26 protein-coding genes are annotated in these 25,315 nt (G+C 62.2%); 16 read left to right on the top strand and 10 right to left on the bottom strand.

Annotated features, from left to right (window positions below; genetic code table 11):
* Positions 1–170: 170 nt before the first annotated feature.
* Positions 171–629, bottom strand: coding sequence for an RT0821/Lpp0805 family surface protein (locus ACCD05_RS17100; protein ID WP_047507938.1), 459 nt, complete (start codon positions 627–629; stop codon positions 171–173).
* A gap of 66 nt (positions 630–695) precedes the next feature.
* On the opposite strand from ACCD05_RS17100, the gene pdxH reads away from it, so the two are divergent.
* Complete coding sequence (gene pdxH / locus ACCD05_RS17095; RefSeq protein ID WP_047507936.1) at positions 696–1,316, top strand: pyridoxamine 5'-phosphate oxidase; 621 nt, start codon at positions 696–698, stop codon at positions 1,314–1,316.
* Positions 1,317–1,537: 221 nt separating this feature from the next.
* Here the strand turns inward: pdxH and ACCD05_RS17090 are convergent, their stop codons facing one another.
* The gene (locus tag ACCD05_RS17090; protein WP_413394174.1) at positions 1,538–2,587 is read right to left on the bottom strand and encodes a polysaccharide deacetylase family protein; all 1,050 of its coding nucleotides are present in this window, start codon (positions 2,585–2,587) and stop codon (positions 1,538–1,540) included.
* Positions 2,588–2,834: 247 nt separating this feature from the next.
* Here ACCD05_RS17090 and ACCD05_RS17085 point away from each other — a divergent pair, with 247 nt between their 5' ends.
* The gene (locus ACCD05_RS17085) at positions 2,835–4,160 is read left to right on the top strand and encodes a serine hydrolase (protein WP_209232865.1); all 1,326 of its coding nucleotides are present in this window, start codon (positions 2,835–2,837) and stop codon (positions 4,158–4,160) included.
* Between the two features lie 70 nt (positions 4,161–4,230).
* Positions 4,231–4,542: a pyrophosphatase gene (locus ACCD05_RS17080; protein WP_413394172.1), complete on the top strand. Its 312-nt coding sequence runs from the start codon at positions 4,231–4,233 to the stop codon at positions 4,540–4,542.
* A 3-nt stretch (positions 4,543–4,545) separates the two neighbouring features.
* On the opposite strand, the gene ACCD05_RS17075 is transcribed toward ACCD05_RS17080, so the two are convergent.
* The 3 genes from ACCD05_RS17075 to ACCD05_RS17065 form a co-directional block, all read right to left on the bottom strand.
* Positions 4,546–5,043, bottom strand: a complete 498-nt coding sequence (locus ACCD05_RS17075; RefSeq protein ID WP_413394170.1) for a GNAT family N-acetyltransferase — start codon at positions 5,041–5,043, stop codon at positions 4,546–4,548.
* 11 nt (positions 5,044–5,054) lie between these two features.
* Entirely contained in the window at positions 5,055–6,470 is a 1,416-nt protein-coding gene (gene tldD, locus ACCD05_RS17070; protein WP_413394168.1) for a metalloprotease TldD, read from the bottom strand.
* A 137-nt stretch (positions 6,471–6,607) separates the two neighbouring features.
* Positions 6,608–7,213 carry an invasion associated locus B family protein gene (locus ACCD05_RS17065; protein WP_018902035.1) on the bottom strand — a complete coding sequence of 202 codons (606 nt, stop codon included), beginning with the start codon at positions 7,211–7,213 and terminating at the stop codon, positions 6,608–6,610.
* A 337-nt stretch (positions 7,214–7,550) separates the two neighbouring features.
* On the opposite strand from ACCD05_RS17065, the gene coxB reads away from it, so the two are divergent.
* The 6 genes from coxB to ACCD05_RS17035 all read left to right on the top strand — a co-directional run bounded on the left by coxB (position 7,551) and on the right by ACCD05_RS17035 (position 12,866).
* A complete protein-coding gene (coxB, locus tag ACCD05_RS17060; RefSeq protein ID WP_018902033.1) occupies positions 7,551–8,444 on the top strand; it encodes a cytochrome c oxidase subunit II in 894 nt (297 codons plus the stop codon).
* Positions 8,445–8,461: 17 nt separating this feature from the next.
* On the top strand, positions 8,462–10,162 hold the full coding sequence (ctaD, locus tag ACCD05_RS17055; RefSeq protein ID WP_047507923.1) for a cytochrome c oxidase subunit I: 1,701 nt from the start codon (positions 8,462–8,464) through the stop codon (positions 10,160–10,162).
* Positions 10,163–10,233: 71 nt separating this feature from the next.
* Positions 10,234–11,190, top strand: coding sequence for a heme o synthase (locus ACCD05_RS17050; RefSeq protein WP_413394165.1), 957 nt, complete (start codon positions 10,234–10,236; stop codon positions 11,188–11,190).
* On the top strand, positions 11,187–11,315 hold the full coding sequence (locus ACCD05_RS17045; protein ID WP_280636991.1) for a hypothetical protein: 129 nt from the start codon (positions 11,187–11,189) through the stop codon (positions 11,313–11,315). The genes ACCD05_RS17050 and ACCD05_RS17045 overlap by 4 nt, the downstream gene beginning before the upstream one ends.
* Positions 11,316–11,324: 9 nt before the next feature.
* Positions 11,325–11,930 (top strand): cytochrome c oxidase assembly protein, encoded by a 606-nt coding sequence (locus ACCD05_RS17040; RefSeq protein ID WP_413394163.1) that lies wholly within the window; start codon positions 11,325–11,327, stop codon positions 11,928–11,930.
* Between the two features lie 57 nt (positions 11,931–11,987).
* Positions 11,988–12,866 carry a cytochrome c oxidase subunit 3 gene (locus ACCD05_RS17035; protein ID WP_047507917.1) on the top strand — a complete coding sequence of 293 codons (879 nt, stop codon included), beginning with the start codon at positions 11,988–11,990 and terminating at the stop codon, positions 12,864–12,866.
* 123 nt (positions 12,867–12,989) lie between these two features.
* Here ACCD05_RS17035 and ACCD05_RS17030 read toward each other — a convergent pair whose 3' ends face one another.
* Both ACCD05_RS17030 and ACCD05_RS17025 read right to left on the bottom strand, forming a co-directional pair.
* Positions 12,990–13,163 carry a hypothetical protein gene (locus tag ACCD05_RS17030; RefSeq protein ID WP_413394160.1) on the bottom strand — a complete coding sequence of 58 codons (174 nt, stop codon included), beginning with the start codon at positions 13,161–13,163 and terminating at the stop codon, positions 12,990–12,992.
* A gap of 302 nt (positions 13,164–13,465) precedes the next feature.
* Positions 13,466–14,107: a chloramphenicol phosphotransferase CPT family protein gene (locus ACCD05_RS17025; protein ID WP_413394158.1), complete on the bottom strand. Its 642-nt coding sequence runs from the start codon at positions 14,105–14,107 to the stop codon at positions 13,466–13,468.
* Between the two features lie 121 nt (positions 14,108–14,228).
* Between ACCD05_RS17025 and ACCD05_RS17020 the strand changes: the two genes are divergently transcribed.
* From ACCD05_RS17020 to rnhA, 5 genes are all read left to right on the top strand, one after another.
* Positions 14,229–14,612: a DUF983 domain-containing protein gene (locus tag ACCD05_RS17020; protein ID WP_047507915.1), complete on the top strand. Its 384-nt coding sequence runs from the start codon at positions 14,229–14,231 to the stop codon at positions 14,610–14,612.
* Entirely contained in the window at positions 14,581–15,360 is a 780-nt protein-coding gene (locus ACCD05_RS17015) for an SURF1 family protein (RefSeq protein ID WP_413394156.1), read from the top strand. The genes ACCD05_RS17020 and ACCD05_RS17015 overlap by 32 nt, the downstream gene beginning before the upstream one ends.
* A gap of 165 nt (positions 15,361–15,525) precedes the next feature.
* Complete coding sequence (gene ispH / locus ACCD05_RS17010) at positions 15,526–16,527, top strand: 4-hydroxy-3-methylbut-2-enyl diphosphate reductase (protein WP_413394154.1); 1,002 nt, start codon at positions 15,526–15,528, stop codon at positions 16,525–16,527.
* A 230-nt stretch (positions 16,528–16,757) separates the two neighbouring features.
* Positions 16,758–17,723: a homoserine kinase gene (locus ACCD05_RS17005; RefSeq protein ID WP_413394152.1), complete on the top strand. Its 966-nt coding sequence runs from the start codon at positions 16,758–16,760 to the stop codon at positions 17,721–17,723.
* A complete protein-coding gene (rnhA, locus tag ACCD05_RS17000; protein ID WP_018902017.1) occupies positions 17,720–18,160 on the top strand; it encodes a ribonuclease HI in 441 nt (146 codons plus the stop codon). Before ACCD05_RS17005 ends, rnhA begins: the two co-directional genes overlap by 4 nt.
* Before the next feature lie 289 nt (positions 18,161–18,449).
* Here rnhA and ACCD05_RS16995 read toward each other — a convergent pair whose 3' ends face one another.
* A complete protein-coding gene (locus tag ACCD05_RS16995) occupies positions 18,450–19,388 on the bottom strand; it encodes an AEC family transporter (RefSeq protein WP_413394150.1) in 939 nt (312 codons plus the stop codon).
* Positions 19,389–19,487: 99 nt separating this feature from the next.
* Here ACCD05_RS16995 and ACCD05_RS16990 point away from each other — a divergent pair, with 99 nt between their 5' ends.
* On the top strand, positions 19,488–20,390 hold the full coding sequence (locus ACCD05_RS16990; RefSeq protein WP_413394148.1) for a LysR family transcriptional regulator: 903 nt from the start codon (positions 19,488–19,490) through the stop codon (positions 20,388–20,390).
* A 47-nt stretch (positions 20,391–20,437) separates the two neighbouring features.
* Here ACCD05_RS16990 and ACCD05_RS16985 read toward each other — a convergent pair whose 3' ends face one another.
* Positions 20,438–20,950 (bottom strand): hypothetical protein, encoded by a 513-nt coding sequence (locus tag ACCD05_RS16985; protein WP_112982190.1) that lies wholly within the window; start codon positions 20,948–20,950, stop codon positions 20,438–20,440.
* Between the two features lie 940 nt (positions 20,951–21,890).
* A complete protein-coding gene (gene fdhA, locus ACCD05_RS16980; protein ID WP_183901005.1) occupies positions 21,891–23,081 on the bottom strand; it encodes a formaldehyde dehydrogenase, glutathione-independent in 1,191 nt (396 codons plus the stop codon).
* Positions 23,082–23,384: 303 nt separating this feature from the next.
* On the opposite strand from fdhA, the gene ACCD05_RS16975 reads away from it, so the two are divergent.
* Positions 23,385–25,268, top strand: a complete 1,884-nt coding sequence (locus ACCD05_RS16975) for a methyl-accepting chemotaxis protein (protein WP_413394145.1) — start codon at positions 23,385–23,387, stop codon at positions 25,266–25,268.
* Positions 25,269–25,315: the final 47 nt, after the last annotated feature.

Genomic DNA, 25,315 nt, shown 5'->3' with positions numbered 1-25,315 from the left:
CTTCGCGAGCAGAAAATCTGCGCACATATGCGAACCACAGTCCCGCAAACTTGCTAATCAGTCCTTATTTGGTGTCAGGACACGCCACGGTTTCATGCGGAATGGTTATCTTTTGCTAAATCCGGAAACGTAGCCGGGGGCAGCCGTTAACGACTGGCTGAAAAGGCCGCTCAGCTCTCGGGCTGGAAGCTCAGGAGCTGCCAGTTGCCGCCGCCGACGAGGCAGGTCTTGCCGTAGAATTTCGAGATGCCGACATAGGAGTGGCGCGTCGTCTTGAACTGACGGCAGACTTGGCCGGTGTCGTTGTTTTCGACGATCGTGTCGATCACGCCGGCGCTGCCGGTGGAAGCGTTCGCCCAGGGAAGGGGGCGTCCCTGCAGGCCGTTGATGTCGGCCGAGGTGACGGCATTGCCCACGGTCATTTCGTCGGAGATGCTGTCGCTTGTCGGAGCCGGCTGCGGCACGGTGCCTGTGGCGACCGAACGGTCGACCTTGTTGCTGCTGAACATATCAAGCCCGCCGGCCATGCAGCCGGAGAGAGAAAGCACTGCCGTTCCGACAACGCAGATGGCCGCGCATTGGCGCATGAGGCCCTTTGTATGACGAACTGACTTTGCTATGACTTCCACCCTGTGTCCTGTCCAGTAGTTTTGGGCTGGGCAATTATCGAATAAACCCGGGGCATTTGAGCTAATATGTCGGAAAATGAGTTAACAACCAGTGACTTCACCGAGCAAAACGAGCCGTTCCAGCTCTTTGCGGATTGGCTGAAGGAAGCCGAGGCTTCCGAGATCAATGACCCGAATGCGGTGGCGCTTGCGACGGTCGATGAAGACGGCCTTCCCAATGTCCGCATGGTTCTCCTTAAGGGATTCGATCAAGACGGATTTGTGTTCTACACGAATTTCGAAAGTCAGAAAGGCCGCGAAGTCCTCGGCCAGAAAAAAGCGGCCATGTGCTTCCACTGGAAGACGCTGCGCCGCCAGGTTCGGTTGCGCGGCCCGGTTGAAGTGGTGAGCGACGAGGAGGCCGACGCCTACTACAAGACCCGCGCCCGCGGCAGCCGCATCGGCGCTTGGGCCTCCAAGCAGTCGCGTCCGCTCGAAAGCCGCTTCGCGCTGGAAAAAGCCGTCGCCGAATACACGGCGCGCTATGCCATCGGCGAGATCCCGCGCCCGCCGCACTGGTCCGGCTTCCGCATCAAGCCGACCTCGATCGAGTTCTGGAAAGACCAGAAGTTCCGGCTCCACGACCGCATCGAGTTCCGCCGCGCCACGCCCGAAGGCGGCTGGGACAAGGTGCGGATGTATCCGTAAGCATCCCCTCGGCGGCGTCTGCAATCGCCCGCGCAAGGGTGCCACGAACCCGCCGCCGCTGACATCGAAACGGAGCGCCGCGCAACCACGGCGCTCCTCGCTCGAATTTTCATCCTAGGTTGAAAAGATCGTGTCCCCGAGGCGCTGGCATCGCCCGCCTATGGCTTGCCGACTCAAAAGAAAGTGATCGGTGGATAATCTCGGCGGGGAAGGGCTGACCCTCAGCCGCGATTGCCCATCAGCTTCAAAGGGATTCCCGAAGCAAGGCCGGAGACATAGCGCGGCTTCTGATAGAGCCCGTTGATGGAGAGCCGCGGCAGATAGGTGGCGCGCTCGAGCGATTGCCGGCCGATCACGCCGGGCTGCGTCGTCACCGCCAGAGAAAAGCCGAGATCCCTAGCAATCGCCGCCTGCTGCTGCGTCACCGCCTCGCGCGTTCCATAAGGATAGGCAAACGCCTCAGGCCGGTGGCCGCTGATCACCTCGACATAATCCTGGGAGTGCGTCATCTCATCGCGAACCTCGGCGTCGGAAAGCCGCGCGACGGCACGGTGGCTGACCGTGTGGGCGCCGAGCGAGGCGAGTGGGCTGGCGTCGAGAAGGTTGAGCTCCGGCGCGCCCATCACCAGATCGTCGACGATCTCGGTGGGGTCGATCCCATGCGACCGCGCCAGCGCATCCACGGCCTCTACAGCAGAGCTCTCCTCATGCATATGAATATAGCGTGCGAAGCGGGCAAAGGCGCGGTGCTTGTCAGCGGGCGTCGCGGTGTCGATCGTCTCGGCACCATCGCCGAAATCGAAGCTCAGCCTGTCCTCGCGCCGCAAGAGCGCCGTCAGCGTCTCCCACCAGATCGTATGCGTCCGCTCCACCAGCCCCTTGGCCACGAAGATCGTGAACGGCGCCTCATGCCGCTCGAACACGGGCATGGCGTAGACGAGATTGTTGCGATAGCCGTCGTCGAGCGTAAAGGCCGCGAAGGGCTGCGATGGTTTCGGCTCGGCGAGCGCATCGGGAACATCAGTAAGCGACACGAATCGGTAGCCGTCGCTCTTCAGCCGCGTCAGCACCGCGTCGAGAAAGTCCGGCGTGATCTCCAGATGCGCGTTAGGCGAAAAGGCGGCCGGCTCGTGGGGGCGAACGTGATGCAGCGTGAAGATCGCGCCCATCCCGCGTGCGCCGCGCATCAGCCCGACCGAGCGCAGGAGGTTGGCCACCTCCAGCCCGCCAGTTATCGCGATCCGCTTTGCCAGCGTTCTGGCGTTCATCATCTCCGCTCCGTCTGCGGGGGTCGTGAGGAAGGCGACCCTAGCAAGGGCGAGGTTAAGCCTTGCTGAATGCTGACTTTGCCTGAATGCTAATATTGCAGGGCGTGTTTTACGTTTTTTTCACCATAAAGGGTAAAATTTGACAAAAATTGTCCACGTTGCCGCAAAGTCGCGCCATATTGTGTCCTTCTGTACAGGAACGGGACAAAATTCGGGCGACGAGGGTCGGCCGTTCATCGAGGGGAAGTGCATGAGAAAGCTGTTGGCCGCGATTATAACCGCGACGTTGGTCGTTGCGGCGCCGTTGTCGGCTATGGCTGGCAGCGCTTCACTCATCCTCGATGCAAGAACCGGCAAGGTTCTGTCGTCGGAAAACGCCGATGTCCTCAATCATCCCGCGTCGCTCACCAAGATGATGACGATCTACATGGCGTTTGAGGCCATCAATCGCGGCAAGATGAACTGGGATACCCCGATCGTCATGTCGAAATACGCCGCCTCCCGCCCGCCGACCAAGCTCGGCGCCAAGGCAGGAACGTCGATCACCGTGCGCGAAGCAATCCTCGGTATGATCACCAAGTCGGCAAACGACGCCGCTGCCGCCATGGGCGAGAAGCTCGGTGGCTCGGAAAGCAATTTCGCCAGGCTGATGACGCAGAAGGCGCGCCAGCTCGGCATGAGCCGTACCTCGTTCTACAATGCGTCGGGCCTGCCGGATGGTCGCCAGGTGACCACGGCGCGTGACATGTCCACGCTCGCCGTCGCCCTGATGAAGAATTATCCCCGCGAATACCGCCTCTTCTCGACCGCGAGCTTCAATTTCCGCGGACGCCAGATTCGCGGTCACAACAACCTGATGTACCGCTACCAGGGCATGGACGGCATCAAGACCGGCTACACCAACGCCTCGGGCTTCAACCTCGTCAGCGCCGTCAAGGATGGCAACCGTCGCGTCGTCGGCGTGGTCCTCGGTGGCCGCACCGCCCGCAGCCGCGACGACAAGATGGCGGCCCTGCTCGACAAGGCCATGGGCCGCGCATCCTCTTCGGGTGGCGCCCGCTTGGTCGCCAGCGTCAATTCCCGCGAGCCTGTCGAAGTTGCATCCGCGGCCGACGCCAGCGACCTGCCGGTTCCCGCATCCGCACCGCGCGTCGAGGATGTCGCCCCGGTCGCAGCACCTGAAATCGCCCGCAGCGAACTTGCTCCCAAGGCGCTCGGCTACCTGAGCGACACCGTTCCGCAGGAGCGTCCCTCGGCGCTCGACGCCGTAACGCCGTCGGCAAAAATCGGCTCTGCAAAGCCACTCGCATCCGTTGCTTCGACCGGCGACTGGTCGATCCAGATCTCGGCTGCCCCGAGCGACGAAGCCGCCCGCGCGCTTCTCGCCCAGGCCAAGTCCGAAGGCGGCGCCGCGCTGAAGTCGGCCAACCCCTATACGGAAGCCGTCGGCAAGGGGGCCAACAAGGTCTACCGCGCACGCTTCGTCGGCTTCGAAAGCCGCGACGCCGCGACATCCGCCTGCGATGCGCTGAAGAAGCGGTCCTACGATTGCATGCTGCTCGGCGACCGCGGCTGATCCGCCAGCCATTCCGACTGGACATTGCCGCTGAATCAGGGTTCTCCTACGTAAACGAAAGGAGAACATGATGCTGGATGATCTTGCCCTGAAGTTCGAGCGGGCCTCGAGCGCCTATGCCGGAGAAAACGGCATCACCCGCGATGCCGACTGGTTTCTGCTGAAGCTCCAGGAAGAGATGGGCGAACTCACCCAGGCCTGGAACCGCGTCAGCGGGCGAGGGCGCCCCAAGGGCCGTTCCGGCGAGGACATGGCCCGCGACCTCGAAAACGAAGCCGCCGACGTGCTTGGCCACATCCTGCTCTTCGCACACCAAAACGATCTCGACCTCGCGGCCGCGATCAAGCGCAAGTGGCTGTTTTCCTTGGATGAAGCTCTGTGAGCGTCAGTCGGCGCTGAGGCTCAGCCTGTAGAACTTGCTGTCGACGGCCATGACGGGGAAGCTCGGCGGCAGCGTGCTCTTCTCGACTTCGACGAAGCCGTTCTTCTCGTAGAAGCGATGCGCCGCGAGAAACTTGTCCGTTGTGCCGAGATAGATATCGGCAAGCCCCTGCGCCTCTGCGTGCCGCACCAGCGCCGCAAGAAGCGCCGTGGCAACCCCACGTTCGCGGCCGCGAAAATCCGCCGCCACGAACATCTTGCGCAGCGCCGCCTGGTCGTTGCCGATATCCTTCAGCCCGATCGTGCCGACCACGGTATCACCCGATGTTGCCACCCAGAACTGACCCTTGCCCGACTGGTAGAACTCGGGAATGGCCGAAAGGTCCGGCTGGTCGGCGGCTGTGATCGCGATCCCGAACTCCTCGCTCTGGATCGGCAGGATCGTCGAGATCACGCCGTCCTTGTCCGACGGCGCGAAGGGGCGAATGCTGATATCGGTCATCGGGGAAGGGCCTACGCCTGCGTGCCGCCCACCGTCACCTGGTCCATCCTCAGATGCGGCTGGCCGACGCCGACCGGAACCCACTGGCCCGCCTTGCCGCAATTGCCGATGCCGGTGTCGAGCTTCATGTCGTTGCCGACCATGGAAATCCGCTGCATCGCATCCGGACCGTTGCCGATCAGCATGGCGCCCTTGACGGCCGGACCGATCTTGCCGTTCTCGATCAGGTAGGCCTCGGTGCAGCCGAACACGAACTTGCCGGAGGTGATGTCGACCTGGCCGCCGCCGAAGGAGACGGCATAGATGCCCTTCTTCACCGACGAGATGATCTCTTCCGGCGTCTTGTCGCCACCCAGCATGTAGGTGTTGGTCATGCGCGGCATCGGGACATGCGCGTAGCCCTGGCGGCGGCCGTTGCCCGTCGGCTTCATGCCCATCAGTCGGGCGTTCTGCCGGTCCTGCATGTAGCCCACCAGCTTTCCGTTTTCGATCAGCACGTTATAGCCCGAGGGCGTGCCTTCGTCGTCGATGGTGATCGAGCCGCGGCGGCTATCGATCGTGCCGTCATCGACCACGGTCACGCCCGGGGCGGCGACCATCTGGCCGAGCAGGCCGGCGAAGGCCGACGTCTTCTTGCGGTTGAAATCGCCCTCCAGCCCGTGGCCGACGGCCTCGTGCAGCATCACGCCCGGCCAGCCGGAGGAGAGCACCACATCCATCGTGCCCGCAGGCGCCTCGATCGCCTCGAGATTGACCAGCGCCTGGCGCAGCGCTTCGTCGGCGCCATACTGCCAGTTGCCCTCGGCGATGAAATCACCGAAGCCGATGCGTCCGCCGCTGCCATAGGAGCCGCTTTCCTGGCGGTCGCCCTGGCCGACCATGACGGAGATGTTGATGCGCGTCATCGGCCGGATATCGCGGACCCGGTGGCCGTCCGCGCGCAGGATGTCGACCACCTGCCAGCTGGCCGCGACCGAAGCGGTCACCTGCCGGACCTTGTCGTCCTTGCCGCGAAGATAGGCGTCGATGTCCTGCAGAACCTTGACCTTCTCCTCGAAGGTGGGTGAGCCGATCGGGTTTTCGTCGCTGTAGAGCTTCTTGTTGGTGCCCTGCGGGGCCGCCGCATAGCTGCCGGTATAGCCGCGCGTCACCGCGCTCACCGCGTCGGCAGCCCGCTTCAGCGCCGAAACAGAGAGATCGCCCGCATGCGCGTAACCGACGGCTTCGCCCGCCACCGCGCGCAGGCCAAAACCCTGCTCGGTGTTGAAGCTGCCGCCCTTGAGGCGGCCATTGTCGAACATCAGCGATTCGGCCTGCGCGTGCTCGATATAGAGCTCCCCGTCGTCCGCACCGGAAAGGGCCTCGGCGACAAGCGAACGCATCTTCGCTTCGTCGGCGTCGAAAAGCGTCAGGAGATCGGTATTCATGTCATTATGCTCCGCTGCGGCAGGAAATGCTTCCTGCCGATGTAGGTCCCGGGGACGGTTCGAGCAAGTGTCGAATTGGTAAGGATCGCAAAAGCGATCAGACGCGGAGCTCAGGCCTAGCTATTAGGCCCCTGTTATCAGGGAAGCGCGTCGTAGCCTTCGGCGAAGCCCTTGAGGTCGACAGGAATGCCGATACCCTCTTCAGGCGTCTGGAAGACGATGAAGGTGGCGCTGGCACCGCTGCGGAAGGTCTTCAGCAGTTCGTCCTCGAGCACGACTTCGGCGTAGCAGCCATCGGCGAAGCAGCGCACGAAGTAGGCGCGGCCGATATCCTTACCGTCGACGTTAAGGCCGAGACCGTTGGGCAGCAGCACGCCGAGTGGCGCGAGCACACGGAGAATCTTCGACTTGCGGTCGGCGGTCTTCAGCACGACAACCGAGAGGCCCACTTCCGGGCGATCCTCGGCAATCACGTTCTGCATCAGCGCGCATTGCTCGGCCGAAGCGCCGGCCGGCTTGTCGCAGACCACGGACCACGCGCCGTGATTGGAGCGGACGGTGCCGGGCGCCTGCGGTTGCGTCTGTCCTGGTGTCGCCTGCGCGGCAGGGGCGCCGGGGGCGGGCTGTGCCGGCGCGGCCGGAGCTGGTGTCGGCGCCGGCGTCTGCGCGAAAGCCGGAGCGATCGCCGCGGCGGTAACACAAGCCGACAGCACGAACGGCCGCACTAGGGAACGGAAACCCATGAAAACCTCTGCAGTTCGAATCAGTGCCGCTAAGTTGGGGCGGGCCGTCCAAAATGAAAAGCCCCACCCGCTGAAAAGCCGGGGACTACGGCGGAAATGGGACGTTTCTTGATTATTCTTGGGAAGGATGGCTGGCTCAAGCCAACATTTTCCGTATCATAAGGAAAATCATGGCATGTTTCGATGCGCCCGGAGGAGGGATCATCGGGGCGAAAATGCCGCATGGCCAAATGCTTTGGATTATTGCGGCAAGTGCTAAACTGTGGTTTGAAGCGCATGAGGATGGCAAGGATTCTGCGTGCAGTGCACGCGGGTCAGCGCTCGAGGGAGATGAAACGTGATTAAGAAGGCCTATGCAGGCATGACCGCGATGGTCTGTCTGCTTTTTGCTTCCGGCAGTTATGCCGACCAACCGATGCCGTGGCAGGCCACTTTGCAGCCAGCCGCGACGCCGATCATGCGCGATATTCACTGGTTCGAACAATATACGCTGTGGTTTATTGTTCCCGTGACACTCTTCGTGCTCGCTCTTCTTATCATCGTCTGTCTTCGCTTCCGGGCAAGTGCGAACCCGGTTCCATCAAAGACGAGCCACAACACCGCAATCGAGATCGCCTGGACCGTGGGACCGGTCCTGGTGCTGCTCTTCCTGGCGGTTCCGTCGTTCAATCTTTTGACCGCGCAGCTGACGCTTCCTGAGAACCCTGATGTCACCATCAAGGCGACCGCGACGCAGTGGCAGTGGAACTATGAGTATGAGGGATCGGGCGACAATCCGCTCGCCTTCGACAGCTATCTCTTGAAGGATCAGGACCGCGCCGCTGCCGGCAAGGAAGACAAGGCCAAGTATCCGCGCCTTCTCGCCGTCGACAACGAACTCGTGCTGCCGGTCAACAAGACCGTGCGCGTTCTCGTGACGGCTGCCCCGACCGACGTCATTCACGCTTTCGCGATGCCGTCTTTCGGCGTCAAGATCGATGCCGTGCCCGGCCGTCTGAACGAAACCTGGTTCCGCGCCGAGCGCGAGGGCCTGTTCTACGGCCAGTGTTCCGAACTCTGCGGCAAGGACCACGCGTTCATGCCGATCGCAATTCGCGTCGTTTCCGAGGACAAGTACAAGCAGTGGATGGCGTCCGCCGCCTCCGACCTGCCCGGTGCTTACAAGAACCTCATGGCTGAAACCGATGGTCCCGCAAAGACCCTCGATGTCGCCGAAAACGTCGCTCAGTAAAGGAAAAGGAACGGGACATGGCTGGACCTTCCGCACACGATCATTCGCATGATCACGATCATGGCGCGCACGCCCATGACGATCACCACCACGACCACTCGCACAAGCCGAGCTTCGTCAATCGCTGGCTCTTTTCGACCAACCACAAGGACATCGGCACGCTGTACCTGATCTTCGCGATCATGGCCGGCATCGTCGGCGGCGCGCTCTCCGTTGCCATGCGCATGGAGCTGCAGGAGCCTGGTATCCAGATTTTCCATGGCCTCGCCGCCATGGTCTATGGTTACGAAGGCGATGCCGCCATCGACGGCGCCAAGCAGATGTTCAACATGTTCACCACCGCGCACGCGCTGATCATGATCTTCTTCATGGTCATGCCGGCGATGATCGGCGGTTTCGCCAACTGGATGGTGCCGATCATGATCGGCGCGCCGGATATGGCCTTCCCGCGTCTGAACAACATCTCCTTCTGGCTCATCGTTCCGGCCTTCCTTCTGCTCATCATGTCGATGTTCGTCGAAGGCCCGGCCGGCGCTTATGGTGCCGGCGGCGGCTGGACCATGTATCCGCCGCTTTCGAGCACGGGTACGCCGGGTCCTGCGGTCGATCTGGCGATCTTCGCGCTCCACATCGCTGGTGCCTCGTCGATCCTCGGCGCGATCAACTTCATCACCACGATCCTGAACATGCGCGCTCCCGGCATGACGCTGCACAAGATGCCGCTCTTTGCCTGGTCGGTTCTGATCACCGCCTTCCTGCTTCTGCTGTCGCTCCCGGTTCTCGCCGGCGCCATCACCATGATGCTGACCGACCGCAACTTCGGCACTTCCTTCTTCGTGCCCGAGGGCGGCGGCGACCCGATCCTTTACCAGCACCTGTTCTGGTTCTTCGGTCACCCTGAAGTCTACATCCTGATCCTGCCCGGCTTCGGCATCGTCAGCCACATCATCTCGACCTTCTCGAAGAAGCCGATCTTCGGCTACCTCGGCATGGCCTACGCCATGGTCGCGATCGGCGCCGTCGGCTTCGTCGTCTGGGCCCACCACATGTACACGGTCGGCCTGTCGCTCGATGCACAGCGCTACTTCGTCTTCGCGACGATGGTCATCGCCGTGCCCACGGGCGTGAAGATCTTCTCCTGGATCGCGACGATGTGGGGTGGCTCGATCACCTTCTCGACGCCGATGGTCTGGGCTATCGGCTTCATCTTCCTGTTCACGGTCGGTGGCGTCACCGGCGTGCAGCTGGCAAACGCCGGTCTCGACCGTTCGCTGCACGACACCTATTACGTTGTGGCGCACTTCCACTACGTTCTGTCGCTCGGCGCCGTCTTCGCCATCTTCGCCGGCTGGTACTACTGGTTCCCGAAGATGACCGGCTACATGTACAACGAGCTCATCGGCAAGCTGCACTTCTGGGTCATGTTCATCGGTGTCAACCTGGTGTTCTTCCCGCAGCACTTCCTCGGCCTCGCCGGCATGCCGCGCCGCTATATCGACTATCCGGATGCCTTCGCCGGCTGGAACTACGTGTCCTCGATCGGCTCCTACATTTCGGCTTTCGGCGTTCTGATCTTCCTCTTCGGCGTATTCGAAGCCTTCGCCAAGAAGCGCGTCGCCGGAGACAATCCGTGGGGTGAGGGTGCTACGACCCTCGAGTGGCAGCTTTCCTCGCCACCCCCTTATCACCAATGGGAACAGCTCCCGCGCATCAAGTAAATGGATGCGAGACATCGTGACCGCCGCCGGAGGAGCGCGGCGGTCACCGTTCAGTTTTCAGGACAATACCAATGACAGTCATCGACGATCGCAGCAGCCTTGGAGACGACAGCGAATTTCGCATGTCGGAAGCCAGCGCACGCGATTACTTCGAGCTTCTCAAGCCGCGCGTCATGTCGCTTGTGGTCTTCACCGCATTCGCCGGCCTGATCGTGGCGCCCGGCCACATCAATCCCGTCATCGGCATCATCGCGGTGCTCTGCATCGCTGTCGGCGCTGGTGCATCCGGCGCGCTCAACATGTGGTATGACGCCGATATCGATGCGGTGATGACCCGCACCGCCAAGCGCCCGATCCCCGCCGGCCGTATCGCGCCCAACGAGGCGCTCGCCTTCGGCCTCGTGCTTTCCTGCTTTTCCGTGTCGATCCTCGGGCTCGCCGTCAATTGGCTCGCAGCCTCGATCCTCGCCTTCACCATCTTCTTCTACGCCGTCGTCTACACGATGTGGCTGAAGCGTTCGACGCCGCAGAACATCGTCATCGGCGGTGCGGCCGGTGCTTTCCCCCCGATGATCGGCTGGGCCTGCGTAACCGATAGCGTCACCATCGAAAGCACGGTTCTCTTCCTCATCATCTTCCTCTGGACGCCTGCCCACTTCTGGGCGCTGGCGCTGTTCAAGATGCGCGATTATCAGTCCGTCGGCGTGCCGATGCTGCCGAATGTCTCTGGCGAGCGCACCACCAAGAACCAGATCGTCGTCTATGCAGTGCTGACCGCGTTCAGCGCCGTTGCGCCGACCTTCCTCGGCTTTGCAAGCACCGGCTATGGCGTCGTCGCCGGCCTGCTCAGCGCCGTCTTCGTCTACTGGTCCGTCATTTGCTGGCGCATGCCCGATGGCGACGAAAAGATGGTGCCGGCCAAGAAGCTCTTCGCCTATTCGATCTTCTATCTCTTCGCCATCTTCTCGGCGCTGATGTTCGACCGCCTGGCGTCCTTCCTGATGACGCATTGGGGAGCCGGCCTTTGATCGAGACCGTCAAGCTCACCGACGCCCAGCGCAAGTCCCGCCGCAACCGCAACGTTGCGCTTGGCCTCGTGCTGGCCGCTCTGGTCGTCATTTTCTACGCCATAACCATCGTGAAATTCACTTGAGGGCATGAGATGAGCGAAGCGCAAAGCACGCCGAGAAAGCCGCGCAACAATGGCGCCGTCGTTTTCATGTGCCTTGCCTTCGTCTTCGGCATGGGCGCGGCAAGCTATGCCGCCGTGCCGCTCTATCGCATGTTCTGTCAGCTCACCGGCTATAACGGCACGACGCAGCGCGTCGAGCAGGCCTCGACTGTCATCCTCGACCGCAAGATGCGGGTCACCTTTGACGCCAATGTCGCGCCGGGGCTGGATTGGGAGTTCAAGCCGGTGGAGCGCGAGGTCAATCCGCGCATCGGCGAAACGATCCAGGTGAATTTCACCGCCGTCAACAAGTCAAATCAGCCGCAGCGCGGCCAGGCCGTGTTCAACGTCACGCCGGGCGAGGCGGGTGTCTATTTCAACAAGGTGCAGTGCTTCTGCTTCAACGAGACCGTGCTGCAGCCGGGCGAGAAGCTGGACATGCCTGTCGTCTTCTACATCGACGCCGATATCGTCAAGGCCGTGGAATCCAAGGATATCCACACGGTCACATTGTCTTACACGTTCTATCCGAAGGAAGGACCGAAGCCGGTGGCTTCGCGCGAGGATGGAACGCAAACGCTTGAAAAGAAACTTTGATACTGGGTTCGTTTCCGGCTAAGCCGGAGCGGAGAGGATAGGTCCGGGGGAGTCCAAATGGCCGAAGCGCATCAGAAACATCACGATTATCACATCATAGATCCGAGCCCGTGGCCGATATTGGCTTCGTTCGGCGCCTTCGTCATGACCTTCGGCGGCGTCGGCTACATGCGCTATCTCAACGGCGGCTCGCTGCACATCTTCGGCATCGAATGGGCCCATCCCTGGCTGTTCTTCATCGGCCTTGCGGTCGTTCTTTACGTGATGTTCGGCTGGTGGGCCGATACCGTCAAGGAAGCCCATGAGGGCGCCCACACCCGCGTCGTCTCGCTGCACCTGCGCTACGGCATGATCATGTTCATCGCCTCGGAGGTGATGTTCTTCGTGGCCTGGTTCTGGGCCTATTTCGACGCCAGCCTCTATCCGCACGAAGCCATCCAGGCCTCGCGTCTGGCCTTCACCGGTGGTCAGTGGCCGCCGAAGGGCATCGAGGTGCTCGACCCCTGGCACCTGCCGATCTACAACACCGTCATCCTGCTGCTCTCGGGCACCACGGTCACCTGGGCGCACCATGCGCTGCTGCACAACGACCGCAAGGGCCTCATCCAGGGCCTGACGCTGACGGTGCTGCTCGGCGTGCTCTTCTCCAGCGTCCAGGCCTATGAATACGCTCACGCGCCGTTCGCCTTCAAGAACTCGATCTACGGCGCCACCTTCTTCATGGCGACCGGCTTCCACGGCTTCCACGTGCTCGTCGGCACGATCTTCCTGATCGTCTGCCTGATCCGCGCCATACGCGGCGATTTCACCCCCAAGCAACACTTCGGCTTCGAAGCGGCCGCCTGGTACTGGCACTTCGTCGACGTGGTCTGGCTCTTCCTGTTCTTCTCGATCTACGTCTGGGGCGGCTGGGGCGCACCGCTCGCGGCCGGGTGAGGACTGCGGCTGTTGGATTGAAAGGGCGGCTCGCAGGGCCTGCCGGTAATGCAAATGCGGGTCATCGAGAGGTGGCTCCGCATTTTTTATGGTGGGCGGTACGACGAGGTCAGTTTGCTGATGCTATTTTCCACGCAAGGCGAGGTTAAACCAAACCGTAAAAAGACGAGAAAATTCCGCGAACACCAGAAGCAGCAGGCAACCTCCCCAGTTTGGTTCTTCAAAAGCCGCCACGCTTAGGAGGACGATCAGGAAGTACGAAGCAGAAAGTATCGAAACATACTTCAATAGCGCCACGCCAAAACCTCCTCGTTCTCTACCTATGCAATGTTTGTATATCCGAATATAATTTCAAGCGGCATGGGGTATGAATGACGGCAATGGGCCCGTGCGGACCTCTGTAGCAGCGTCTCACCAGTGGCCCCCTCACCCTACCCTCTCCCCGAGGGGAGAGGGGAAGAGACCGCAGAGGGCGCCGCTTTTCCCTTCTCCCCAGCGGGGAGAAGGTGCCCGAAGGGCGGATGAGGGGGCTCCGGGTGCTGAGGTTGACCGCATCCACGGTTCACCTGCGTAGGAAGTCCGCTTCTACCGTCTCGCCGCTACCGCGCTTCCGCGATCCGCTCGAACGCCGACGGCCTGGGAATGCCGATATCGAGCGTCTGCCGGATGATCTCGGCGCATTCCAGCGGCGTTAGCAGCGACGTGTCTACTTCCAGATCGTAGATGCCCGGCTGGTGCACATGGTCCTGCCAGCGCTGCACCGAATCGGGGATCGGGTCTTCGGCGCTCGCCTGGTCGTAGAGCCCCTCGCGGCCCGGCATGCGGATCTCGCGGCGGCGCATGATCGTGTCGAGCGGGCAGTGCACGCCGACGAACAGAACCGGAAAACCTTCCAGCCTGCGGGCGCAGTCGGCGAGAATGCCGAGCGGTTGCGAGTAGAAATCGTGGTGCCCGAGATCGGCGACGACGTTGAGGCCGAGGCCGACATGGATGGCGATCGTCTCGTAGAGGGCGGCATAGAAGAACGGCACCGCGTCTTCGAGATCGGGGCGTTCGCCACCGGGCCGCAGGCCGATGCCGGGCAGATAGCGATCGGGCGTCATGGCGTTATAGGCATCGACGCCGATGTTCATCCACGGGCCGTCGAACTCGTCCTGGATCGCCTTGGCGATCGATGATTTTCCGCTGCGCGGTGCGCCGTTCAGAATGACGATCTGAGCGGCTGGGTTTTCCTCGGACATGTGTTTTCTTCTTTTGTTTGGCGCGAATCAGTGAGGCGAAATCGCGCAGGCATTTCACTTCGTATTGCGATTACATTATGGGTGACTTTAAGGCGGTGACTCACCGCGTCGGGAGGATAGCATGAACGAGGACAGCGCGCATTTCCCACCTGTGGATCCTTTGAAAACAGGCATTCGCGGCTGCTGCCCGCGCTGCGGCAATGGCAAGCTTTTCAATGGTTTGCTGGGCCTGAAGCCGCGCTGTGCCGCTTGCGGCCTGGATTATGCCTTTGCCGACGCCGGCGATGGCCCGGCCGTATTCGTCATCCTGATCGTCGGCTTCATCGTCATCGGCTCGGTGCTGTGGCTGGAAGTGAACTATTCGCCGCCGATCTGGCTGCATATCCTGCTCTTCGCGCCGCTGACGATCATTCTCTCGCTACTGGCGCTGCGTTGGTGCAAGGGCATCCTGATCGCCATGCAATACCGCCACAATGCCCGTGAAGGACGTCTCTCCCGTGATTGATGCCACAGCCGCTGCCCCCCGCCGCACGCGATCGGTCCTGACCGCCATCGCAGTCCTCGTAGCACTCGCCATCCTGATTGCGCTCGGCACCTGGCAGGTCGAGCGGCTGCACTGGAAGGAAGGCCTGCTCGCCGATATCGCCACGCGCCTCGCAGCGCCCGTAGTCCCCTTGTCCGATATCGAGGCGATGGCCGCCAAGGGTGAGGATATCGAGTACCGCCGCGTCACTTTGTCCGGCGTCTACGACAACAGCCGCGAACGCCACTTCTTCGCCACCTGGCGCGGCCAGACCGGCTTCTACGTCTACACGCCGCTACAGCTCTCAGATGGCCGCTTCCTCTTCGTCAATCGCGGCTTCGTTCCATATGACAACAAGGAACCGGAAATGCGTATGCAGGGCCAGCTGACGGGCGAGCAGACCGTCAACGGTCTCGCCCGCAGCAAACTCCCCGGCAAGCCGTCATGGATCGTGCCCGATAACGACGTCGCCAAGAACATCTTCTACTGGAAGGACCTCGACGTCATGGCCTCGAGCACCGGGCTCGACAAGGCTTCTGTCGTGCCCTTCTTCGTCGATGCCGATGACACGCCCAATCCCAAGGGCATGCCGATCGGCGGCGTCACCGAGGTCGACCTGCCCAACAACCACCTGCAATACGCCTTCATCTGGTATGGCCTGGCCTTAACGCTGGTCGTGATCGTCGTCGTCGCGCGCTTGCGCAAGCGCGGCAATCCGCCGGCGCAATAGTATCGCTTCAATTTCTGCCTATATTGGGCTAAAGCATGTCGCGCAAAAGTGTGCAGCGGTTTTGCGGCACCGACATGCGATAAAACAAAGGCTTAAAGCGTGACGAGCGAATCCGAAGGATCGCGGCACGCTTTAAGGCGCGTATCTGCATAAACCGGAAAAGACATGAATATTGCGGCGAAACCTCCACTGACGATCAGGCTCTGCGGGCCGCGCGGCTTCTGCGCCGGCGTCGACCGGGCGATCCAGATCGTCGTTCTGGCGCTGAAATCCTATGGCGCGCCCGTCTATGTCAGGCACGAGATCGTTCATAACCGCTATGTCGTCGAAGGTCTGGAAGCCAAGGGCGCCGTCTTCGTCGAGGAGCTGAACGAGATCCCGGAAGAGCATCGCGCTCAGCCGGTCGTCTTCTCAGCCCATGGCGTGCCGAAATCGGTGCCGGAGGATGCGACGTCTCGCAACCTCTTCTATCTCGACGCCACATGCCCGTTGGTCTCCAAGGTCCACAAGCAGGCCATGCGCCACAACAAGCTCGGCCGCCACGTCGTGCTGATCGGCCATGCCGGCCACCCCGAGGTGATCGGCACCATGGGCCAGCTCCCCGAAGGCGCCGTGTCGCTGGTCGAGACCATCGCCGATGTCGATCTCTACGAGCCCGTCGACCCCGACAATCTCGGCTATGTCACGCAGACCACGCTCTCGGTCGACGACACCGCCGGCGTCATCGCCCGCCTGCAGGAGCGCTTCCCGAACTTGACTGCGCCATCGGCCGATTCGATCTGCTACGCCACGACAAACCGCCAGGAAGTCGTCAAGCAGGCGGCCCCCGGCTGCGATCTCTTCATCATCGTCGGCGCGCCGAACTCGTCCAATTCCAAGCGCCTCGTCGAAGTGGCGCTGAGGGCAGGGGCGAAGAAATCGATCCTCGTGCAGCGCGCCTCCGAGCTCGATTGGGACGATATCGGCCCCGTCGGCACGCTCGGCCTTTCCGCCGGCGCCTCTGCCCCCGAGGTCATCGTCAACGAGATCATCGAAGCATTTCGCGCCCGGTTTGATGCCCGCGTCGAGCTTGCCGAGACCGTGCAGGAAAACGAGCATTTCCTCGTCAACCGCGAGCTGCGCGACATCGAGCTGACGACAGCGGACATGGCGTTCGTGAACGGGTAATCGGTAGTCGGAGGGTGGGCCACCCCCCCTCTGTCCTGCCGGACATCTCCCCCACAAGGGGGGAGATCGGCTGGGGGCGGCCGCTCGCTGCAAGATCAAATTGTTTGGGGAAACCCCCACCACGGATCAATCTCCCCCCTTGTGGGGGAGATGCCCGGCAGGGCAGAGGGGGGTATCATCTGCACCGCCCGAAGCCGACCGAAGCACCAAACCGAAAACGAGAGCCCGCCTTGGCAGTCTACACCGATATCTCCGAAGACGATCTGAAGTGGTTCCTGACGGAATATGACGCCGGCACGCTGTTGTCCTACAAGGGCATCGCCGAGGGCGTCGAAAACAGCAACTTCCTGCTGCACACGTCGAAGGACCCGCTGATCCTGACGCTCTACGAAAAGCGCGTCGAAAAGACCGACCTGCCGTTCTTCCTCGGCCTGATGCAGCATCTTTCCGCCCGCGGCCTGTCCTGCCCGCTGCCCTTGCCGCGCAAGGATGGCGCGCTGCTCGGCCAGCTGTCGGACCGCCCCGCGGCCCTCATCTCCTTCCTCGAAGGCATGTGGCTGCGCAAGCCGGAAGCGAAACATTGCCGCGAAGTCGGCAAGGCGTTGGCCCGCATGCACATCGCCGGCGAAGGTTTCGACCTCAAGCGCCCCAACGCGCTCTCCGTCGATGGCTGGCAGGTGCTGTGGGACAAGTCTGAAGCTCGCGCCGACGAGGTCGAGAAGGGCCTGCAGGCCGAAATCCGTGGCGAGCTCGATTTTCTCGCGGCGAACTGGCCGAAGAATCTCCCCTCCGGCGTCATCCACGCCGATCTCTTCCCCGACAACGTCTTCTTCCTGGGCGACGATCTCTCTGGCCTCATCGATTTCTATTTCGCCTGCAACGATCTCTTGGCCTACGACGTCTCGATCATCCTCAACGCCTGGTGCTTCGAAAAGGACGGCGCCTATAACATCACCAAGGGCATGGCCATGCTCGAGGGCTATACCAGCGTTCGGCCGCTGAGCGACGCCGAACTGGCAGCACTTCCGATCCTCTCGCGCGGCTCGGCGCTGCGCTTCTTCCTCACTCGCCTCTACGACTGGCTGATGACGCCCGAGGGCGCGATGGTGACGAAGAAGGATCCGCTCGAATACCTGCGCAAGCTGCGCTTCCACCGGCAGATCAAATCCGCCGCCGAATACGGGCTGACCCCATGAAGCACGTCGATATCTACACCGATGGCGCCTGCTCCGGAAACCCCGGCCCCGGCGGCTGGGGCGCGGTGCTGCGCTATGGCGAGGTCGAAAAGGAGCTCTGCGGCGGCGAGGCGGAAACCACCAACAACCGCATGGAACTCTTGGCCGCCATCTCGGCGCTGACGGCGCTGAAAAGCGCCTGCGAGGTCGATCTCCACACCGACAGCAAATACGTCATGGACGGCATCTCCAAGTGGATCTTCGGCTGGAAGAAGAACGGCTGGAAGACCGCGGACAAGAAGCCGGTGAAGAACGGCGAGCTCTGGCAGGCGCTGGACGCCGCCAACCAGCGCCACAAGGTCAAGTGGCACTGGGTCAAGGGCCACGCCGGCCACCCGGAAAACGAACGCGCCGATGAGTTGGCGCGCAAAGGCATGGAGCCGTTCAAGAAGCGGTAGGGCGGGGGCTTTTCCCTTCTCCCCAGCGGGGAGAGGGTGGCTCGAAGGGTTCAGGTGCAACTAGTTGCGCCGGGGATGAAGGGGTTCCGGGCCCCAACTTGTCCATCAGAATCATTATCTTAAACACCTCACCCGTGGCCCCCTCATCTGCCTGCCGGCATCTTCTCCCCGCTGGGGAGAAGGGACTCGTGGCGGCCCGCTTGCTCCATCTTCCCTTCGCCCCATAGGGGAGAAGGTGCCCAAAGGGCGGATGAGGGGGCCACACGGCAAAACATTTCTTACCGGCCGCTCACCCCGCCACCGCCAGATAAGCCGAAATCGTCCCAATCGACAGCACCGTCGAGGCCAGCACCACGCGCCCCGTCAAACTCGCCTCGCGCCCATAAAACTCCGCCAGCATGAAGGGCCCGGTCCCCGTCGGCAGCGCTGCGAGCAGCACGCAGGTATGCACCGCAACCGGCGGCAGCTGCAGCAGCGGCCCAGCAATCACCCATGTCACCAAAGGCTGCGCAACCAGCTTCAGCCCGACGAGTATCCCCGCCGTCGCCGCGCGCTCGGTCGCAGCCCCAGCCTTTGATCCGGCCAGAAACAGCCCCAGCGCAATCAGCGCGCAGGGCGAGGCCGCGCCGCCGAGAAGTTTTAGAAACGCATGCACCGGCGCCGGCAGCGCCACGCCAGAGACCATGAACAGCGCGCCCAGCACCGGCGCGATCAGCAGCGGGTTTTTGGCCAGCGAGAGAAAGGTCTTCCTGGCAATATCGCGCCGCCGCGTCTCCGATTGCAGCCCGCCCTCGATCAAGACGATGGCGACGGCGAAGAGCACGCAGACGGTCACGATCGTCGCGATCAGCGTCGGCGCCATGCCGTTGTCGCCGACAACAGAAAGCACCAGCGGAAAGCCGACGAAGCCCGTATTGGCGTAGCTGGCGTTCAGGCTGTCGATCGCCGCATCCGCCAGATGCCGACCCTTGGCCATCCGCCACCAGAGCGTCGCGCAAAAGATGATGGCACAGCCGGAAGTGAAGGCGAGGATGAAGCCCGGCTGCCAGATTTGCGTGAGCTTCGCGTTGGCCATGATGTCGAAGAGCAGGGCAGGCAGCGCCAGATAGACCACCAGCCGGTTCACCTCGCGCGTCGCATTGGGGCCGAGCGCGTCGGTCTTGCGCGCGATCCATCCGGTCAGGATCAGCGCGAAGATGGGGAGCACGATGAGGAGATTGGTCAGCATGGGGAGGGGAACTCAGGTTGCAAAGACCATTGTCTAGCCCCTGATATCGATATAATCCAATGTCGATATCATTGCTGATTGATACCTCAGAGGTATGAAATGGATACGCGCCACATGCGCTATTTCGTGGCGCTCGCCGAGACGCTGCACTTCGGCCATGCGGCGGCCCGCATGAACATGAGCCAGCCGCCCTTCAGCCGCCAGATCGCCGCGATCGAGAAGACGCTCGGCGCCCGCCTGTTCGAGCGCAATTCCCGCAACGTCGCGCTGACGGCGGCGGGCAAGCATTTTCTCGAGGAGTGCCGCGCGGTGCTTGAGCGTTTCGACACCGCCTGCCGCGACGTGCAGCTGGTCGCATCCGGCGTGAAGGGTGAGCTGAAGCTCGGCTTCATGATGAACGCCGCCTACAGCGTCGTCCCGGCGCTGGTGAGATTGTATTCCGCAAAGCGCCCCGATGTCCGTCTCGTGCTGGAGGAGCGCATACCGACGGATATCGAGGAGATGCTGATCGAAGGCCGCCTCGACGCCGCCGTCACCTTCGGCGGCAGCCCGGCCACCCATCTGCGCACCACGCTTCTCGCCCGCGACCGCCTGCGCTTGATCGTGCCGAGGGATCACCGCCTGGCCGAACTCGACATCGCCGGCCCAACCGATCTCGCAAGCGAACGCCTGATCGCCGCCCCCGCAAGCGTGACGCCGACCCTGCGCGACGCCATCCGCAACTATTGCGCCTCCCCAGGCGTCGCGCCGCACTTCGCCCTCGAACCCCGCCTGCAGCACACCATCATCCGCCTCGTCGCCGAAGGCCTTGGCATCGCGCTCATCCCGCAGTCTTTGTGTGCGGATCTGGCGGAAGGACTGGTCTCGCGGCCGATCAAGGATGCGCCGGAGTTCGACATCGTGCTCTGTGCTTCGGCTGCGTCGAGCAATCCGGCGGTGCCGGCGCTGTTTGAGGTGGCGGAGAGGTTGGGTGGGGCGCTTTCACTTCGAGCCCCGGGATAATTGCCGGACTACACCCTTTGCGAGTGCGCCTTCGATCCGGGCGTATGTCACGATGACAAGAGAGGCTTAAACGGCTCGACGTAGTATCGCTTTTCGAACTCACGCAGAACCATTTCGAGCGTCGCCTCGAAGGCGCTCTGCTCAAAACTCATTGTTTTGCCTCCTTCATGAAGGTAGCGCCAGTCGATGAAAGCATCCTTGTGTTGAAACAAGATGTGACGAATGTCGTAGTCCATGAAAAGGCAGTTGGGATGATACGGGACGACTGATCTTTTAAATTCTGCGTCGAGTTTTTCTTGGCTTTCCGGCTTTAGACTATCAAACAGCTTTAGAAGATCATGCGATTTGGCGACGTTTGGATCATCATAGTCGAAGACGAACCATGCTTTCAGCGCCAATTCCATGGAAAGTGCCAGAAGCATAGGCTCGACGCCAATGTGGTTGCCATGCCTTAAGTCTTCGCATTCCCCAAATCCCCCGTCAGGAAAGCTCCGAGTTTTCCGAAGTATTGCCCTGGCGGCATCTCCGATTCTGATGGCTGTCGACAGTCGAGCGCTCATTGCGGCTCCTCTAGCTTGATGCAGGTTGGCATGATGCTGGAACTCGGTGTTTTAAGAACGTTATCACTTTGGCTAAGTCGAGCTGATCCTGATATCAATAAACGCCTCTCCATCCCACGTTCGCCTTCTTCTCTCATCTCACCCCCACATCCCACAATATCAACCACTTACGCCACACATTTTCCCCACACCCACCGCCTGCGCCAAACTCACCCCGTCCCGTCTTCGGATACACCGGTTGCGTTACCGGCGAGGCGGGACCGGCGCTTTCGGGAAGCCCCTGACGCAGGGTGAAACGAGGGGCGTCGCGGAATGGTTCCGCCAGCGAAGAGTTGGTGTGCGGGTGCGCAGGTCGGTTCGCCGATACCACGCACCTATGCACATAAGGGACGGCGACTGGCCGACCGTTGAGCTCGAAAGGGTTCTGCGGAACGGCGCTGGGGTGCCGCGGGCGACAGGTCCGCGGAGGCCCTCCCGGCGTCGATCAAGACGGCCCTTCGGGATGCCCGGGGAGCGAAAGCCTCAAGAACAAGAACAACCCCGCGAGCATATCTCTGAAAAGATGCCGATCACCCGGTAAAGGAACCAGGACACGATAGCAGACCGCCGAACGGGGCGCTGGAAGGTGTCAATAAAACTAAACTATTTACGAGGCAGCTTCTGGCGCCCCGTCCGATCAGATGCCGTATCAGCCGGGGGTAAAACCTGCCGGGGTAGAGGCATGTTGTTTTGTGGGTGGGAGTTTCGAAAGTGGCTAACGTCAGCGCCAGCGGCCCCCTCATCCCCGGTGCAACTTTTTGCACCTGAACCCTTCGGGCCACCTTCTCTCCGCGGGGGAGAAGGGAAAAGCGGCCCCTCTGTGCCATCTTCCCCCTCTCCCCAGCGGGGAGAGGGTAGGGTGAGGGGGCCACACGCTAAAACGCTAGCCGCCTCATATCCCTCAAGCCGCCTTCGCCACGTCTCCATGCGGGTCGAGCACGAATTTCGTCGCGGCCCCGTGGTCGAAGCTCTCATAGCCCTGAACGGCCTCTTCGAGCGGGATCACCTTGGCGTTGACGATATCGGCGATCGGCAGGCGGTCGTGGAGGATCGCCTGCATCAGCTGCCGGTTATACTTCAGCACCGGCGTCTGGCCGGTGTGGAAGGATTGCGCCTTGGCCCAGCCGAGCCCGAAGCGCAGCGACAGGTTGCCGGTCTTGGCCGCACTGTCGACGGCGCCCGGGTCCTCGGTCACGTAGAGGCCGGGAATGCCGATCGAGCCGGCGGCGCGGGTGATGTCCATCATCTGGTTCAGAACGATCGCCGGCTGCTCGCCGCCCGAATGGCCGCGTGCCTCGAAGCCGACGGCGTCGATGGCGCTGTCCACCTCGTTGCTCCCGGTTACCTGCGCGATCATGTCGCCGAGACGGTCGCTCTTCGACAGATCGATCGGCTCGAAGCCGACCTTGGCGGCATGTGCCAGGCGATCCTTGTTGAAGTCGCCGATCATCACGACGGCGGCACCGAGGATGCGGGCGGAAGCGGCAGCCGCAAGCCCAACCGGACCGGCGCCCGCGACATAGACGGTCGAGCCGACGCCGACGCCTGCGCGCACCGCACCGTGGAAGCCCGTTGGCAGGATATCGGAGAGCATGGTGAGGTCGCGGATCTTCTCCATCGCCCGGTCACGATCCGGAATTTTCAGGAGGTTGAAGTCTGCGTAGGGAATGGTCACGTAGCGGGCCTGTCCGCCGATCCAGCCGCCCATGTCGACATAGCCATAGGCGCCGCCGGCGCGCGACGGGTTGACGGTGAGGCACACACCGGTGTCCTGCGACTTGCAGCAGCGGCAGCGGCCGCAGGCGACGTTGAAGGGTACGGAAACGATGTCGCCGACCTCGAGCATCTCGACGTCGATACCCTTTTCGATGATCTGGCCGGTGATCTCGTGGCCGAGAACCAGCCCCGGCATTGCCGTGGTGCGGCCGCGCACCATGTGCTGGTCCGATCCGCAGATATTGGTCGAGATCACCTTCAGGATCACGCCATGCTCGATGCGGCGCCCATCGGGTGCCTCGAGCTTGGGATCGTCGATGTCATGGATTTCGACAACGCCGGGCCGCATGTAGACGACGCCACGGTTCTTGCTCATTTTCATCTCCTCCGTTGAAAATGCTGCGGTCCGCGCGGGCTCCTCTTCCCGTGCGGTCATGGGTCGCAGCTTAGAGGAGAATGTCGCCGACGTCGTCCCGTTTACGACGGTTTTTCCGCCCGAAACGGCCATCTCGAAGCCGTGATCCATCGCGCTGTATACTTGCCTACGCGACTACAAGGACTTGCTACATTTCGCCGCAACAGCCCCTCCGGTAAGTATTTCTAAATTGCGATTTGTCAAACCTGCCAGCGGTTGAGGAGGGCCAGATCGAAAAAGATTGAAGAAACACCGGGGCTTACGATGATGAATTTGAAGATCAGGACACTGATACCAGCGCTCTTTGGCGGCGTTGTTGTCTTGGGTGTCATTCAGGGCGGCTTGGCGCTCAATTCCATTTCCAATCTGGAAACGCAGTCGCAGCTGATGGTCCGCAACATGACCGGCAACGCCTTCCTGGCGGCGCTCGACAAGAGCTTCGGCGATCAGCGCCGCAATGTCACGGCCATGCTGTCGGCGACCGGCCCGCAGGAAATCGCAGCGCACCAGAAGGCGGTGGACGACGCGCGTGCCATCCGCGATGACGCACTCAACTCCTTCGAGACCCGCGTCACGCTGCCGGCCACCCGCGCCAAGGTCGAGACGCTGAAGAAGGACTTCCGCGCCTATGACGAGTTCGGCGCGACGATCGCGAAGATGGCGACCTCAGGCGAACAGGCGAACCTGAAGCCGTTCATGGTCGAGAACATGGACCCGATCGGCATTGAAGCCAGCGGCATCATCAAGGGCGTGGTCGACAACAACAAGGATCTGGCGGCGCAGTCGATTGCGATCTCCAGCGATGTCGTCAGCTTCGCTCGGATCTCGACCTTCACGGCCGTCGCGATCGCAGCCCTGCTCGCCATCGTTGCCGCCTTCATCTCCTTCTTCCGCGTGGCGCGTCCGATCAGCGACATCACCGGCGCGATGAACCAGCTTGCATCGGGCGACAACAGCCACGAGATCCCGCACGGCGCCCGCCGCGACGAGATCGGCGAAATGGCAGCCGCTGTCGCCGTCTTCCGCAACAACGCGCTGGAGCGCGAACGCCTGGAGCGCGAAACGGAAGCCAATCGCGGCCTCAGCGAAAACGAGCGGATTGCCCGCGAAGCGCAGAAGGCACGCGAAGCCGAAGACGTCCGCTTTGCCGTCGATGGCCTCGGCGTCGGCCTGCAGCGCCTGTCGGATGGCGACATGACCTACCGTCTCGAAACTCCCTTCGCCGACCAGCTGGACGCGCTGCGCATCAGCTACAATGAATCGATCGGCCGTCTGCAGGAAACGCTGCGCACCGTTGGCGAGAATGCCCGGATGATCGATGCCGGCGCAGCCGAGATCAAGGCATCGGCCGACGATCTCTCCCGCCGCACCGAGCAGCAGGCAGCCTCCGTCGAAGAGACGGCAGCGGCACTGGAGCAGGTCACGACCGCGGTCAAGGATTCTGCCGGCCGCGCAGGTGACGCCGGCGAGCTGGTCAAGCGCACCCAGGCCGGCGCCGAGCGCTCCGGCGAGATCGTCCGCGAAGCGGTGGATGCCATGCAGGAGATCGAGCAGTCGTCGAGCCAGATCTCGAACATCATCGGCGTCATCGACGATATCGCCTTCCAGACCAACTTGCTTGCGCTGAACGCAGGCGTCGAAGCAGCGCGCGCCGGTGAAGCCGGCAAGGGCTTTGCGGTCGTGGCCCAGGAAGTGCGCGAACTCGCCCAACGCTCGGCCAACGCCGCCAAGGAGATCAAGCAGCTGATCACCAAGTCCGGCGACCAGGTGCGCGGCGGCGTCGATCTCGTCGGCCGTACCGGCCAGGCGCTTCAGGAGATCGTCTCCGAAGTGCAGGAGATCAACCGCAACGTCCAGTCGATCGTGCTCTCCTCGCGCGAACAGTCGACCGGCCTGTCGGAGATCAACACCTCGGTCAATCTCATGGACCAGGGCACCCAGCAGAACGCGGCCATGGTGGAGCAGGCAACCGCCGCGAGCCACGGCCTGGCAACCCAGGCGGCGACCCTGCTGGAACTGCTGTCGCAGTTCAAGCTCGACGACCGCGCCGTCAGCGCCGCCACGTCAAGCTCGCGTCCGGTGCAGTCGCCGGCCCGTGCGCTCGCCGATCGCCTGACGTCGTCTTTCGCAGGTCGCTCCGCCGCCTGATCGCGGCTCGGCAATCATTGATCAGAAGGCGCGGCCGGTCACCGGTC

This window comes from Rhizobium sp. Rhizsp42, assembly GCF_047304155.1.
Lineage (GTDB): Bacteria > Pseudomonadota > Alphaproteobacteria > Rhizobiales > Rhizobiaceae > Rhizobium.
Note: the sequence above shows the minus strand (reverse complement) of the source record. Positions and strands in the feature narration are given on the sequence as shown.

Excerpts from the sequence above, each read along its gene's own strand:
- pdxH (WP_047507936.1), top strand. The coding sequence starts at position 696 with ATGTCGGAAAATGAGTTAACAACCAGTGACTTCACCGAGCAAAACGAG.
- ACCD05_RS17090 (WP_413394174.1), bottom strand. The coding sequence starts at position 2,587 with ATGATGAACGCCAGAACGCTGGCAAAGCGGATCGCGATAACTGGCGGG.
- ACCD05_RS17085 (WP_209232865.1), top strand. The coding sequence starts at position 2,835 with ATGAGAAAGCTGTTGGCCGCGATTATAACCGCGACGTTGGTCGTTGCG.
- ACCD05_RS17080 (WP_413394172.1), top strand. The coding sequence starts at position 4,231 with ATGCTGGATGATCTTGCCCTGAAGTTCGAGCGGGCCTCGAGCGCCTAT.
- ACCD05_RS17075 (WP_413394170.1), bottom strand. The coding sequence starts at position 5,043 with ATGACCGATATCAGCATTCGCCCCTTCGCGCCGTCGGACAAGGACGGC.
- tldD (WP_413394168.1), bottom strand. The coding sequence starts at position 6,470 with ATGAATACCGATCTCCTGACGCTTTTCGACGCCGACGAAGCGAAGATG.
- ACCD05_RS17065 (WP_018902035.1), bottom strand. The coding sequence starts at position 7,213 with ATGGGTTTCCGTTCCCTAGTGCGGCCGTTCGTGCTGTCGGCTTGTGTT.
- ctaD (WP_047507923.1), top strand. The coding sequence starts at position 8,462 with ATGGCTGGACCTTCCGCACACGATCATTCGCATGATCACGATCATGGC.
- ACCD05_RS17050 (WP_413394165.1), top strand. The coding sequence starts at position 10,234 with ATGACAGTCATCGACGATCGCAGCAGCCTTGGAGACGACAGCGAATTT.
- ACCD05_RS17040 (WP_413394163.1), top strand. The coding sequence starts at position 11,325 with ATGAGCGAAGCGCAAAGCACGCCGAGAAAGCCGCGCAACAATGGCGCC.
- ACCD05_RS17035 (WP_047507917.1), top strand. The coding sequence starts at position 11,988 with ATGGCCGAAGCGCATCAGAAACATCACGATTATCACATCATAGATCCG.
- ACCD05_RS17025 (WP_413394158.1), bottom strand. The coding sequence starts at position 14,107 with ATGTCCGAGGAAAACCCAGCCGCTCAGATCGTCATTCTGAACGGCGCA.
- ACCD05_RS17020 (WP_047507915.1), top strand. The coding sequence starts at position 14,229 with ATGAACGAGGACAGCGCGCATTTCCCACCTGTGGATCCTTTGAAAACA.
- ACCD05_RS17015 (WP_413394156.1), top strand. The coding sequence starts at position 14,581 with ATGCCCGTGAAGGACGTCTCTCCCGTGATTGATGCCACAGCCGCTGCC.
- ispH (WP_413394154.1), top strand. The coding sequence starts at position 15,526 with ATGAATATTGCGGCGAAACCTCCACTGACGATCAGGCTCTGCGGGCCG.
- rnhA (WP_018902017.1), top strand. The coding sequence starts at position 17,720 with ATGAAGCACGTCGATATCTACACCGATGGCGCCTGCTCCGGAAACCCC.
- ACCD05_RS16995 (WP_413394150.1), bottom strand. The coding sequence starts at position 19,388 with ATGCTGACCAATCTCCTCATCGTGCTCCCCATCTTCGCGCTGATCCTG.
- ACCD05_RS16990 (WP_413394148.1), top strand. The coding sequence starts at position 19,488 with ATGGATACGCGCCACATGCGCTATTTCGTGGCGCTCGCCGAGACGCTG.
- ACCD05_RS16985 (WP_112982190.1), bottom strand. The coding sequence starts at position 20,950 with ATGAGCGCTCGACTGTCGACAGCCATCAGAATCGGAGATGCCGCCAGG.
- fdhA (WP_183901005.1), bottom strand. The coding sequence starts at position 23,081 with ATGAGCAAGAACCGTGGCGTCGTCTACATGCGGCCCGGCGTTGTCGAA.
- ACCD05_RS16975 (WP_413394145.1), top strand. The coding sequence starts at position 23,385 with ATGATGAATTTGAAGATCAGGACACTGATACCAGCGCTCTTTGGCGGC.